General features: G+C 71.2%; 15 protein-coding genes. 7 read left to right on the top strand and 8 right to left on the bottom strand.

All coding sequences use genetic code 11. The features are described from left to right. Positions 1-139: 139 nt before the first annotated feature. On the bottom strand, positions 140-928 hold the full coding sequence (locus ACILRF_RS10315) for a TerC family protein (RefSeq protein WP_395672549.1): 789 nt from the start codon (positions 926-928) through the stop codon (positions 140-142). 490 nt (positions 929-1,418) lie between these two features. Here ACILRF_RS10315 and ACILRF_RS10310 point away from each other — a divergent pair, with 490 nt between their 5' ends. Then, on the top strand, positions 1,419-2,087 hold the full coding sequence (locus ACILRF_RS10310; RefSeq protein ID WP_395672547.1) for a CHAP domain-containing protein: 669 nt from the start codon (positions 1,419-1,421) through the stop codon (positions 2,085-2,087). A 90-nt stretch (positions 2,088-2,177) separates the two neighbouring features. Further along, entirely contained in the window at positions 2,178-3,395 is a 1,218-nt protein-coding gene (locus tag ACILRF_RS10305; RefSeq protein ID WP_395672545.1) for a pentapeptide repeat-containing protein, read from the top strand. Between the two features lie 4 nt (positions 3,396-3,399). Here ACILRF_RS10305 and ACILRF_RS10300 read toward each other — a convergent pair whose 3' ends face one another. Genes ACILRF_RS10300 through ACILRF_RS10290 form a run of 3 tightly spaced genes read right to left on the bottom strand, consistent with a single transcriptional unit; the run spans position 3,400 to position 5,061 of the window. Then, entirely contained in the window at positions 3,400-3,831 is a 432-nt protein-coding gene (locus ACILRF_RS10300) for a DUF488 family protein (RefSeq protein ID WP_395672543.1), read from the bottom strand. Between the two features lie 8 nt (positions 3,832-3,839). Beyond that, a complete protein-coding gene (locus ACILRF_RS10295) occupies positions 3,840-4,754 on the bottom strand; it encodes a thioesterase family protein (protein ID WP_395672541.1) in 915 nt (304 codons plus the stop codon). A 52-nt stretch (positions 4,755-4,806) separates the two neighbouring features. Beyond that, the gene (locus ACILRF_RS10290) at positions 4,807-5,061 is read right to left on the bottom strand and encodes a hypothetical protein (protein WP_395672539.1); all 255 of its coding nucleotides are present in this window, start codon (positions 5,059-5,061) and stop codon (positions 4,807-4,809) included. Positions 5,062-5,160: 99 nt separating this feature from the next. On the opposite strand from ACILRF_RS10290, the gene ACILRF_RS10285 reads away from it, so the two are divergent. From ACILRF_RS10285 to ACILRF_RS10270, 4 genes are all read left to right on the top strand, one after another. Then, positions 5,161-5,988: a cytochrome b/b6 domain-containing protein gene (locus ACILRF_RS10285; RefSeq protein WP_395672537.1), complete on the top strand. Its 828-nt coding sequence runs from the start codon at positions 5,161-5,163 to the stop codon at positions 5,986-5,988. Next, positions 5,985-6,740, top strand: coding sequence for a molybdopterin-binding protein (locus ACILRF_RS10280; RefSeq protein ID WP_395672536.1), 756 nt, complete (start codon positions 5,985-5,987; stop codon positions 6,738-6,740). The genes ACILRF_RS10285 and ACILRF_RS10280 overlap by 4 nt, the downstream gene beginning before the upstream one ends. Positions 6,741-6,803: 63 nt before the next feature. Next, entirely contained in the window at positions 6,804-8,012 is a 1,209-nt protein-coding gene (locus ACILRF_RS10275) for a threonine ammonia-lyase (RefSeq protein ID WP_395672534.1), read from the top strand. A gap of 27 nt (positions 8,013-8,039) precedes the next feature. Then, positions 8,040-8,537, top strand: a complete 498-nt coding sequence (locus tag ACILRF_RS10270) for an FKBP-type peptidyl-prolyl cis-trans isomerase (protein WP_395672532.1) — start codon at positions 8,040-8,042, stop codon at positions 8,535-8,537. 47 nt (positions 8,538-8,584) lie between these two features. On the opposite strand, the gene ACILRF_RS10265 is transcribed toward ACILRF_RS10270, so the two are convergent. Genes ACILRF_RS10265 through timA form a run of 3 tightly spaced genes read right to left on the bottom strand, consistent with a single transcriptional unit; the run spans position 8,585 to position 10,839 of the window. Next, positions 8,585-9,100 (bottom strand): Smr/MutS family protein, encoded by a 516-nt coding sequence (locus tag ACILRF_RS10265; protein WP_395672530.1) that lies wholly within the window; start codon positions 9,098-9,100, stop codon positions 8,585-8,587. Next, positions 9,097-10,206, bottom strand: a complete 1,110-nt coding sequence (locus ACILRF_RS10260; RefSeq protein ID WP_395672528.1) for an MltA domain-containing protein — start codon at positions 10,204-10,206, stop codon at positions 9,097-9,099. Before ACILRF_RS10260 ends, ACILRF_RS10265 begins: the two co-directional genes overlap by 4 nt. Before the next feature lie 12 nt (positions 10,207-10,218). Then, entirely contained in the window at positions 10,219-10,839 is a 621-nt protein-coding gene (timA, locus tag ACILRF_RS10255; protein ID WP_395672526.1) for a TIM44-related membrane protein TimA, read from the bottom strand. A gap of 170 nt (positions 10,840-11,009) precedes the next feature. Between timA and secB the strand changes: the two genes are divergently transcribed. Next, positions 11,010-11,504, top strand: coding sequence for a protein-export chaperone SecB (secB, locus tag ACILRF_RS10250; protein ID WP_395672524.1), 495 nt, complete (start codon positions 11,010-11,012; stop codon positions 11,502-11,504). 111 nt (positions 11,505-11,615) lie between these two features. Here secB and ACILRF_RS10245 read toward each other — a convergent pair. Continuing rightward, positions 11,616-12,043 (bottom strand): exonuclease domain-containing protein (locus ACILRF_RS10245; protein WP_395672522.1); only part of this gene is annotated, 428 nt, incomplete at its 5' end.

Genomic DNA, 12,043 nt, shown 5'->3' with positions numbered 1-12,043 from the left:
CGCCTGCAGCCGCGTCGCGGACAGGGCCGAGACCTGAGCGGCCGAAAGATAGCTGATCGGCATGCGGGCTCCCGCCGGATCGGCGAACCCAAGTGATTCGCAAGCCTGAGTTTAACCCATGGCTTGCAAATCCTTCTCCCTACCCCTCCGGCCCCTTGCGGCTCGCCGCCTTGCGCGCCGCCATGTTCAGCGCCTCGACCAGGGCCGAGAACGCCATCGCGGCGTAGATGTAGCCCTTCGGCACATGCACCCCGAAGCCGTCGGCGATCAGCACCGCCCCGATCATCAGGAGGAAGCCCAGCGCCAGCATCACCACCGTCGGGTTCTTGTTGATGAAGTTGGCCAGCGGGTCGGCGGCCAACATCATCGTCGCCACCGCCACGATCACGGCCGTGACCATGATCGGCAGGTGTTCGGTCATGCCGACGGCGGTCAGGATCGAGTCGATCGAGAACACCAGGTCGAGCAGCAGGATCTGGGCGATCGCCGCCCCGAAGTTGGCGACCACCCGGCCGGAGGTGTCCATCACCCCGTGGCCGTCGCCGGGCGCGGTCTTCTCGTGGATCTCGGTCGTCGCCTTCCAGACCAGGAACAGGCCGCCGGCGATCAGGATCAGGTCGCGCCAGGAGAATTGCAGTTCGAAGGCCGGATGGCCGTCGGCTCCCACCGGTCCCTGCCAGGGCAGCGACAGCACCGGCTGGGTCAGGGTGACGATGAAGGCGATGGTCGACAGCAGGCCGAGCCGCATGACCAGCGCCAGCGAGATGCCGATCCGCCGCGCCTTGCTGCGCTGATGCTCCGGCAACTTGTTCGACAGGATCGAGATGAAGATCAGATTGTCGACGCCGAGCACCACTTCCATCACGATCAGGGTGATCAGGGCCGCCCAGGCCGCCGGGTCGCTCAGGAGAGGCGTGATGCTGTCCATGGCCGTCTTGGTCGCTCCAGAATGATGGCGCCGCTTTATCTAGGCCATTCCCGCCGCTCGCCTAGGCCCCGCCCCGAGCCCGGGAAACAATCCACAGGCTCGTCGCCGGTCGCGCAGTTGTGAACCGCCGGAAAAGCTCAACCTCGACTTCCCATCATCAGCGCCCGAAGTCTTGTTTCAAATCGTTACGCGCCGTGATGGCGTGTGCCCGCCGGGCCTGGTCAAACAAAGCGCGCGCGGCAAGACAGTCTTCGCCAGCTTAAATTCAGACCGCGGTCGTGGGGGTGCGGCATAGTTATCTTTAACGGCGGCCGATTTTAACGCTCATCTCCAGAACCCCGGTTCCTTTCGCCAGAAATTGTCGGATCCCGCCCGCCGATCCGTAAGTCCGACTCATCGGGCGGGCCGGATTGCCCGCGTAAACCCTCTTTTCACTCAGAAGGGGATAGGGTTATCTCTTTCGAGTGTCGCGTCGGGGAGTGACCCAAACATGCGCAAACGGATGAGGACCCTGCTGGGTTCCCTGGCCGTCGCCGCGTTTGTCGGCGCCGCTCCTATTGCGGCGTCCGCGGACACCTATTGGCAGTGCGTGCCTTTCGCGCGCCTGCTGTCCGGCATCCAGATCTTCGGCGACGCGCGCACGTGGTGGCAGCAGGCCCTCGGCAAGTACGAGACCGGCTTCCAGCCCAAAGCCGGCGCCGTGCTGTGCTTCAAGCCCACCGACCGCATGCGTCTCGGCCACGTCGCCGTCGTCAGCCAGGTTTTGACCGACCGGGTGGTGCAGATCACCCACGCCAACTGGTCGCCGATCGGCGGCACGCGGGGCAAGGTCGAGAAGGACGTCACCGTCATCGACGTCTCGCCGACCGGCGACTGGAGCCAGGTCAAGGTCTGGTACGATCCGACCCGCGACATCGGCAGCTCGACCTATCCGACCTACGGCTTCATCTACCAGGACGCCAACGCCAAGATGGCGGCCGCCTCCGAGCCGCAGTCGGCCGGCGCCAAGGTCCTGGCCATGGCTCAGTCCGCGGCCAGCCAGATCTCCGCCGCCGCCCGCCCGGGCGTCGGCCCGCTGCAGATGCTGACGCAGGCCGCCGAATCCACTGACCGTATCGGCGCGCTCATCGCCGCCGCCACCGGCCAGGCCGAGCGCTGAACCCAGCCTTTTCCTCGCCCGCATCGCGGGAGGGGAGCCGCTACACCGTTCCTTAAACCGCCCCGGGGCATGCTCTCGCCGAGCAGTCCCATGTCCGCACAAGCCGTCCCTCATCACGTGGCGCTCGACGCCCAGACGCTGCGCGAGGCCATCGAGGCCCACCAGCGCTACCTCGCCGGCCGGGCCGGCGGGCGGCGGCTGTCGCTGACCTACGCCGACCTCTCCAACTGTTCGCTCGAGGGCCTCGACCTGCGCGAGGCCGATCTCGCCGGCGCCAAGCTCGAGGGCGCCATGCTGGCCCGGGCGAACCTGTCGCGCGCCATCCTGTTCGGCGCCGACCTGCGCGAAGCGGACCTGCGCCGCATCAACCTCAAGCGCGCCGACCTGCGCGGCGCCTGCCTGCGCGGCGCCAACCTCGCCGGCGCCGATCTCGCCGGCTGCGACCTGCGCGAGGGCCGCATCGCCCTGCAGGACAAGCTCGACGGCTTCCGCGTCCTGCGCCACGAGCACCGGCCGGGCGAGCTGAACTACGCCATCCTCGCGGGCGCCAACCTGGCCGGCGCCCAGATGGCCGGCGTGGTCGCCATGGCCGTCGACTGCACCGACGCCAACCTCTCGGGCGCCATGCTGTCCGGGGCCCGCCTGCACCGCGCCGTGCTCGACGGCGCCGACCTCTCCGGGGCCGACCTCGGCGGGGCCGACCTCACAGGCGCCTCGATGAAGCGGGCCGTGCTCGACGGGGTGAACCTCGACCACACCCGGCTGGACGACGCCGATCTGACGGACGTCCTTCGGGCCCCGCCGCCGCGCGTCTACATCGACGACCGGCCGCTCGACGAGGTGCTCGCCGAGCACGAGGCCTACTGCCGCTCGAACGGCGCCCGCGGCAAGGTGATGAACCTGCCTGAGGTCGACTTCCGGCCGCTGAAGACCCTGAAGGGCCGCAAGCTCACCGCCCTCACCGCGCCCCGCTCGGTCCTGTTCGGCCTCGACCTCGAAGGGGCCGAGCTGCAGGGCGCCGACCTCTCCGGCTGCGACCTGCGCGGCGCCAACCTGCGCGAGGCCGACCTGCGCGGCGCCCGCCTGACCGACGCCCTGATGGGTCGCGCCGACCTGCGCGGCGCCAAGATGGGCCCGCTGATGATCTCCGAGGGCCGCTTCGTGCGGACCGACTTCACCCGCGCCTTCCTCCGCAACGCCGACTTCCGCGGCGCCTCGGCCCCCCGCGCCCGGTTCATCGAGGCTGACGTCCGTCAGGCCCGCATGGCCGGCTGCGACCTGACCGGCGCCGAGTTCGACGCCGCCTGAGGCGTCAGAGGTTCTCGACCTCGAAGGCGATCGCCTCGCAGATCCGCTCGGCGACAATCGCCCGATGGCAGCCGCAGGCGTCCGCTTCGTAGCAGAGCAGGGCGGTGGTCTTCTCCCGCGCGATCTCCGTCGCCTTGGCGAGCTCCAGCTGCGCCCCGGGCTCGGCCAGGTGATCTTCGAATATGGCCCGCATCTCGCCGATCCGGCCCTTGCGCGCGGCGTCGCGGCCGGGCTTCGGCGTGCCGAGCTGGCGCAGGTGGACGTAGTCGATGCCCGCCTCCTTCAGGCTGGCCGCCAGCAAGGTCTTGGAGAACCCCGCCCGCCGCGAGGCGGCGACCGCGCGTACGTCGATCAGCACCTCGACCCCAGCGGCCTTCAGCTTGCCGATCACCGCGTCCTGGGTCGCCGCCTCGTAGCCGATGGTCGCCAGTTTCATGCCGCGTCCTAGAAGGTCAGTCCCGGTATAACCAACGCATCGGCCCGGGCCAGGGCTTCATCCGACAGCGGCGCCAGCTTGCGCCGCTCGAGGTCCATCGGCGCGATCAGCGCCTGAGCCGAGGCCCATGGCCGGCCGGTGTTCGGGTCGAGCAGCCAGTGGGTCAGCCGGCGGAAGCGGGCGTCGCCCCCCGACTGGCCGCTGCGCAGTTCCAGCCGGTCGCCGACCCGCGGCCAGTCGGCATAGACCAGCCGGTACTCCATGGCCGCTGCGCCGATCTTGCCGATCTCGTCGACGTCGCCCTGCAACCGCCGCGTCGCCTTCCCGGCGCTCGACAGCCGGGCCATGAACTGCTCCAGCCGCAGCCGGCCGAACGGGTCGCACTCGCCGGTCCGGATGGCGCTCGTCGCAGTGCGCGCCAGCCCCAGTTCGTTAGCCCGTGTCAGGCTTGCAGTGACGGTCGCCGGCTCGGCGGACAGCCCGCGCGGCGCCGCCTCGGCCGGGACCTCGATGCGCAACGCCTCGGCCGCCGCCCGCACCCGGCCGGGCCAGGGGAACGGCCGTCCGGCCCGGGCCGTCACGTGGCTCACCGTGGTCAGGAAGGTCGACGACAGCCGGCCGTCCTCGTGGCGCAGCATCAACAGCAGGGTCGCGTCGCACTCGCCCATCTCGACGACGCCGGCGGTCATGAACAGGCTCGCCCCCGCATGGGCCTCGCGCAGGAACCGCACATGCTGTTCGCGGACCAGCAGGGTCGCGCCGGCGTCTTCGCGGAACGCATCCGGCATGCCGAGCTCGGCGGCCAGGCCGATCAGCCCCTCGGCGCTGCGCGAGATGTGGAAGCGGACGTTCAGGTGCCCCATCACGTCGCATTCCCAGGGCGGCACGTCGCCCCGCCAGACCTCTACGCCAATCACGTCCACGCCTCGCCCCCGCTTTTTGCGCGCGGAGCTTAGTGGCGCCGGCCGGTGCGGGCTAGCGCTTGCCTTCGGCCGGATCGGCCCCGGGCCCCAGCCGCCCCTCGTTGGCCGAGATCGGGCCGTCGCCGGCGCCCTGCGGCGGGTTGGGGTTCTTCGGCGGGTCGAAGCTGCGGGTTTCGCCCGAACCCTCGACGCCATCGTCCTGGCGCACGGACGGATAGCGTTCCGCCCCGGCGTTGTCCTTGGCGGCGTCGAGCGGCAGGGCGGCGTTGGCCTTGCGGCCCTCGGAGTTGATGGAATCGTCCGACATGCGGCGGCCTCCTTTGCAGTCACCGAAGGAAGCGCCGTCCGCCCCCGGGCGTTCCCCCTGGTCTCGCGCCGTGTCAGGATGGCCGCGTCCGGAGGCGACATGCGAACCCCTGCGCGGCGCGAGCCCATCCTGATCCGACGCCACAGCGGTCTCGTGCGCACGACCCACTGGATCAACGCCCTGGCCCTCCTCGTGCTGCTGATGAGCGGCCTGCAGATCTTCAACGCCCACCCGGCGCTCTACTGGGGCCACAAGTCGACCTTCGCCCGCCCCTGGGTCGCGGTGTGGATGGGCGAGCGGGCCGGCCAGCCGATCGGCCTTACCCGCATCGCCGGCGCCCAGTTCGAGACCACCGGCCTGCTCGGCTACTCCGGCGCGGCGGGCGCCCGCGCGCCGCGCGGCTTTCCCGCCTGGGCGACGATCCCCAGCTACAAGGACCTCGCGAGCGGCCGCCGCTGGCACTTCTTCTTCGCCTGGCTGTTCGTCCTCAACGGCGCGGTCTACCTCGCCGCCGGCCTCGTCCGCGGCCGCCTGCGCCGCGAGATCCTGCCGACCCGCGCAGAGCTCGCCCCGCGCCACCTGTGGGGCGAGGTCCTCGCCCACGCCCGCCTGCGCTTCCCGACCGGCGAGGCGGCCCGCCGCTACAACGCCCTGCAGAAGCTGACCTACCTCGCGATGATCGCCGCCGTCCTGCCGCTGATGGTCGTCACCGGCCTGTGCATGTCGCCGGGCTTCAACGCCGCCGTTCCCTGGCTGATCGACCTGTTCGGCGGCCGCCAGTCGGCGCGGACGGTGCATTTCATCTGCGCCGTCCTGATCGTCGCCTTCGTCCTCGTCCACGTCGCCCTGGTCATCGCCTCGGGCTTCCTCAACAACATGCGCGGCATGATCACCGGCCGCTACGCCCTGCCGGAGGCCCGCCGATGATCGGCCGCCGCCGCTGGCTGCAGGGCGCCGGCGCCGCGCTGATCGGCGGGGCCCTGACCGGCTGCGACCAGCTCAACGCCAGCCCGCAGGCCGCCGGCCTGCTCGGCCGCGCCGAAGGCCTGACCATGGCCGCCCAGCGGCTGATCACCGACCGCGCCGCCCTGGCCCGCGAGTTCTCGGCCCGCGACATCTCCCCCGACTTCCGCGCCAACGGCAGCCTGCGGCCCGGCGACGCCGCCTGGCGGGCCCATGCGGCCCAAGGCTTCGCCGACTGGCGGCTGATCGTCGACGGCCTCGTAAAGCGGCCCGCCGCCCTCGGCCTCGCCCAGCTCCAAGCCCTGCCGGCCCGCACCCAGATCACCCGCCATGACTGTGTCGAGGGCTGGTCCTCGATCGGCCAGTGGACCGGCGCGCGGCTCGCCCCATTGCTCGACCGCGTCGGCCTGAGGCCCGAGGCCCGCTTCCTGGTCTTCCACTGCGCCGACGAGCTCGCCCCCGGCGCTCGCTATTACGAGAGTATCGACCTCGTCGACGCCTTCCACCCGCAGACCATCCTCGCCTACGCCATGAACGGTCAGACCCTGCCCGTCGCCCACGGCGCCCCCCTGCGCCTGCGCGTCGAGCGCCAGCTCGGCTACAAGCACGCCAAGTACGTCATGCGCATCGAGGCGGTCTCCGGGCTCGCCCATATCCGCGGCGGCGAGGGCGGCTTCTGGGAGGACCGCGGCTACCAGTGGTACGCCGGCATCTAGCCGCCGTTGCCCGCGGGCCCCCTCGTCGCTAGTTTGCGCGACCTTTCCCGTGACAGCTTGACCATGACCCTGACCCTCGACGACATCCGCGCGGCCGCTGACCGGCTGAAGGGTCATATCGAGCGCACCCCCTGCCGCCCGTCGCGGACCCTGTCGGAGATCACCGGCGCCCAGGTGTGGGTGAAGTTCGAGAACCTGCAGTTCACCGCCGCCTACAAGGAGCGTGGCGCCCTCAACAAGCTGCTGCAGCTGACCGACGCGGAGAAGAAGCGCGGCGTCATCGCCGCCAGCGCCGGCAACCACAGCCAGGGCCTGTCCTTCCACGCCGCCCGCCTCGGCATCCCGGTGACCATCGTCATGCCGCGCTCCACCCCCTTCGTGAAGGTGCAGCAGACCCGCAACCACGGCGCCGAGGTGGTCATCGAGGGCGAGAACTACGACGAGGCCTCCGCCGTCGCTCGCCGGCTGTGCGAGGAACGCGATCTGGTCTTCGTCCACCCGTTCAACGACCCCGACGTCATCGCCGGCCAGGGCACCGTCGCCCTGGAGATGCTTGAGGACGTGCCCGATCTCGAGGTGCTGCCCGTGCCGATCGGCGGCGGCGGCCTGATCGCCGGCATGGCCACGGCGGCCAAGCAGCTCAATCCCGGCATCCGCATCGTCGGCCTCGAGCCGGCCATGTACCCCTCGTTCACCGCCAAGATGCGCGGCGTCAACGTCGGGGCCAACGCCGGCGGCGCGACCATCGCCGAGGGCATCGCCGTCAAGCAGGTCGGCGACGTCAGCTATGCCGTGGCCCGCCCGCTGGTCGACGAAGTGCTGCTGCTCGAAGAGCCGCACATGGAGCGCGCCGTCGCCCTCTACTGCAACGTCGAGAAGACCGTCTCGGAAGGCGCCGGCGCCGCCTCGCTCGCCGCCCTGCTCGCCTATCCCGACAAGTTCCGAGGCAAGCGCGCCGGCCTCGTCATCACCGGCGGCAATATCGACACCCGCCTGCTCGCCTCGGTGCTGACGCGCGAGCTGGTCCGCGACCAGCGCATCGTCCGCCTGCGGATCATCGGCGACGACCGACCGGGCCTGCTCGCCAACGTCTCGGCCCTGATCGGCCAGCACGGGGCCAACATCATCGAGGTGGCCCACAACCGCCTCGCCCTCGACGTGCCGGCCAAGGGCGCGGAGTTCGACCTGATGATCGAGACCCGCGACGCCCAGCACACCCAGGAGATCATGGACGCGCTCCGCGAGCGCGGCTATCCGCCCCGCGCCGTCTAGGCGAGGGGCTCTGACAGGACCTGTTCGATGCGTAAGTTCGTCGTCATCTGCGCCGCCGCCGCCCTGCTTTCCGCCTGCGGCCTCGGCCGCGCCCCGGCTCCTGACCAGAGCGCCGCCTCGGCCGCCTACCTGGCGAAGGCGGCCAAGGAAGCGGGCGTCGTCACCCTGCCGTCCGGGCTGATGTACAAGGTCGTGAAGTCCGGCCCTGCCGACGGCCTGAAGCCGCAGCTCTCCGACGAGGTGAAGGTCCACTACGAAGGCAAGCTGATCGACGGCAAGGTGTTCGACAGTTCCTACGAACGCGGCATGCCGGCCGCCATGCCGCTGCGCGCCCTGATCCCCGGCTGGCAGGAAGCCCTGACCCTCATGCGCCCGGGCGACGAATGGATCCTCTACGTCCCGGCCGCGCTCGGCTACGGCGAAGAAGGCGCCGGCGGCGGCGAGATTCCCCCCGGCGCCGCCCTCACCTTCCGCATCGAACTGATCGCCGTCCTCCCCGGCCCGGGCCGCACCGCCCAGGGCTAAGCCCGGTCAGAACATCCCCTGGCTTTCGCTTCGCGGGGGTGAGGAGATCAGGCGCGCTTCTTCTTAAGCGCCACGTACAGAGCCCCGGCTCCGCCGTGGTGGCGGGCGGCCTCGGAGATCCCGGCCACCATGTGCGACAGGTGGGGCGCGGCCAGCCATTCAGGGACCCGGCGGCGCAGCACCCCATCGCCTTGCACGCCCTTGCCGGTGATCACCAGCACCGCCCGGACGCCATGGTCGAAGGCCCGGCTGAGGAACCCTTCGAGCGCCGGCCGCGCCCGGTCCTGGTCGAGGCCGTGCAGGTCGAGGCGCGCGCCGATCTCCTCGCGCTTCCTGGCGATGCGGTGCTTGCGGCGCGGCTCGATGGGATCCTTCGGTCCTGAGGCGCGGGGTTTGACCGGCGGCGGTTTGGCGACCGGCACGCGGGCGGGAACGTCGGTCGCCTTGGCCTCGGCCGCCCCCTTCGCCGCTTCGTTCGGAGCCACGCGCCCAGGCAGCGGTCGGACGGTGCCGGTCACCAGCCCCCAGACCTTCACCTCCTCGGGCCGCAGCGGCCGTTTCACGGCGAGAACGCCTCGCGCGGGATCAGCCGGTACATCCGCAACGTATGGCGCACCCGCCCGGCCTCGGCCCCGGCGACCGGGCCGAGCCCCAGGTAGAGGTCGGCCCGCACCGGGCCCTTGATCGCTCCCCCGGTGTCCAGGGCCGTCACCAGCCGGCGGTAGGCCGGGAACGCCCCGCGCAGCACCGGCGCCTCGGCGGCGATCCAGTGCAGCTCGCCCACCGTGTGCTCCGACAGGTCGACGGCGATCGCCCGGCCAGCCGGCAACGGCACATTGGCCGCCCCCACCGGCTGGCGCCCGTCGTCGGGGGCCAGGCGGAAATAGGCGTAGCGCGGGTTGATGCGCATCACCTCGTCGGCCGCCGGCCCGCGGTTGTCGGCCAGCCAGCTGCGGATCGCCTCGCCGGAGGTGTTGTCCCGCGCCAGCAGGCCGCGGTCGCGCATCGGGTTGGCGATGGCGACGAACGGATGGCCGTTGTTGGCGGCGTAGAGCGCCTTCATCCGCGTCCCATCCTCGAAGGTCAGCACCCCCGACCCCTGGATCTGCAGGAAGAACAGGTCCTCGGGCCGCATCCAGGCGATGGCGTCGTCGGCCGGCGCCGCCTCGATCTCGGTCCGCGTCGGCGCCGTCGGCCCCATGGCCAGCTCGGCCGGACGCGGCCGCACCGGCGCGGTGAAGGCGCCGCCGGGCTCCCGCCGGGCCTCGTACTCGGGGGCGAAATAGGCGGTCAGCACCCCCTCGCCGTCGGCCGGCGCGGCGATGAACCTCGCCTCGAAGAACCGCCGCGCCTCGTCGCGCGACAGCGCAGGCAGGGCCCGCGCCTCCCGGCAAGCCCGCGCCATGGGGGGGTCCTTGGCGACATGGCAGGTGGCGCGGAAGGCGGCCAGGGCCTCGGCGTGATCGTCGGCCTGCCAGCCGGGCAGCTCGGCCGGCTCGATCAGCCGGCGAGGCGGCGGGGCGGGCTCAGCCTGGGGCGGCGGCGGCGGGACCGGCCCCGTCGGCGCCGGCGGCGGATAGCCGGGGACCTGGGGATAGCGCGGCGCGGCGCAGGCGGCCGCCATCAGGGCGAGGGAGATCGCGCCGAGAGCGCCTCGGACCGACCGCAAATTCACCGGACCTCAAGCCTCCGCGGCGTCGACGTGCACCAGGGTCCAGTTGGGGTCGCGGCTCTTAAGATTGCGTTCGAAGGTCCACAGCTCGGCCGTGCGGCGATCGTCGACCGCCTCGCCTTCCGGGCCCTTGGTGCGGCTGCGGAATTCGGCCAGGAACCGGACGGTCAGCCGGGCGAGGTCGCCGCCGCCGACCATGTCGGCCTTCTCGAGGTCGGCGCGCGGGCTGTGCAGGAACTCCACCGTCTCAGTGCGGCCCTCGTCCTCGCGCGCCGCGATGGCGGTGTCGAAGCTGGCCATCACGCTCGGCGCCAGCAGATTGCGCAGGGTGGCGCGATCGCCGGCCGCGAACGCCTTGACGATCATCTCGTAGGCGCCGCGCGCCCCGGCCAGGAAGCGGCTGACGTCGAAGCTCGGGTCGAGGGCGCGGACCGCGGCCAGGCCGGTCAGCGTCACCCCTTCGTCGATCGGCTCGGGCGCGACGTCCGGCGCGCGCACCGGCCCGCGCGTCGTCTCGGCCTGCGGCTTGTCCTCGGGCTGGCGGCCCACGCGGCGGCCCAGCACCGAATAGAGCTGGTAGAGCACGATGGCCGCGAGGCCCGCGAAGATGATCAGTTCCAGGACTTGCAAGACGGCCTTCTGAAGGTTCGGCGAGCTTTGCCGGCCATTATAGCGAGCCAATATAGGATGACGGAACGCCCCCGTCAGGGGCGACGTTGCATGGCCCCTTGCGCCATGATAGCCGCTCGGGCCAGCAGGACGCGAACTCCCGCGTCTCACCACGGACTCAAGCCGAAACCATGACCGATATCGACGCCGGCGCCGGCGCCCCGGAACAGCCCCTCGATCAGATCGGCGAAGGGCCGGGCATCCGCATCCTCGCCCAGTTCGTCCGCGACCTCTCCTTCGAGAACCCGCGCGCCCCCGAGGCCCTGCGCGGCGGCGGCGCCCAGCCGCAGATCGACCTCGGCGTCGAGATGAACGCCCGCGGTCGCGAGGACGGTCTGTTCGAGGTCGACCTCAAGCTGTCGGCCAAGGCCGGTCGCGAGGACGGCCCGCTGTTCGTCGTCGAGCTGCTCTACGGCGGCGTCTTCCAGATCAGCGGCGTTCCGGCCGAACAGATGGAGCCGGTGCTGCTCATCGAGTGCCCGCGCTTCCTGTTCCCGTTCGCCCGCCGCATCATCGCCGACGTCTCCTCGGACGGCGGCTATCCGCCCTTCCTGCTCGACCCCATCGACTTCGCCGGCGTGTACGCCGCCCGCAAGGCGCAGGAAGGCGAAGTCGGCCACGCCTGACTCAATCCTTCTCCCCTGGCGGGAGAAGGTGGCCTCGAAAGGGTCGGTTGAGGGGTCCCCTGGCGCTCGCCGGGACCCCTTTTTCGTTTCGGTCGGGAGGCGGGCCGGCGGCTAAATCCCGAACTTCCCCCACAGCTCGTCCGACTTCACCTGCTCGCGGATGAAGCTGGCGTGCAGCTCGCGCTCGGCGTCCGTCGAGCGCGGGGCCAAGGGCCGCGGCCGCGCGCCGTAGTCGTTCTGCTTGGCCGCCGCCACCGCCGAGATCATCGCCGCGCTGGTCAGCTCCAGGCGCCGCTCGCGACCGCCCTTCAGCTCCAGATAGACCGCCGCCAGGAGCTTCGCGTCGATCAGCGCGCCGTGCTTCTCGCGCTCGGACAGCGAGATCTTGAAGCGCTTGCACAGCGCATCCAGAGAGTTGTGCATCCCCGGAAACCGCTGCTTGGCCAGCGCCAGGGTGTCGATCCAGCGGTGCTCGTGCAGATGCTCGCGGCTGCACAGCCCAAGCTCGTAGTTCACGAAATTGCGGTCGAAGCCGGCGT

Origin of the sequence: Phenylobacterium sp. (genome assembly GCF_044236515.1) — a bacterium.
In the GTDB taxonomy this organism is placed as follows: Bacteria; Pseudomonadota; Alphaproteobacteria; order Caulobacterales; family Caulobacteraceae; genus Phenylobacterium.
This window is presented reverse-complemented; position numbering and strand designations above follow the sequence as displayed.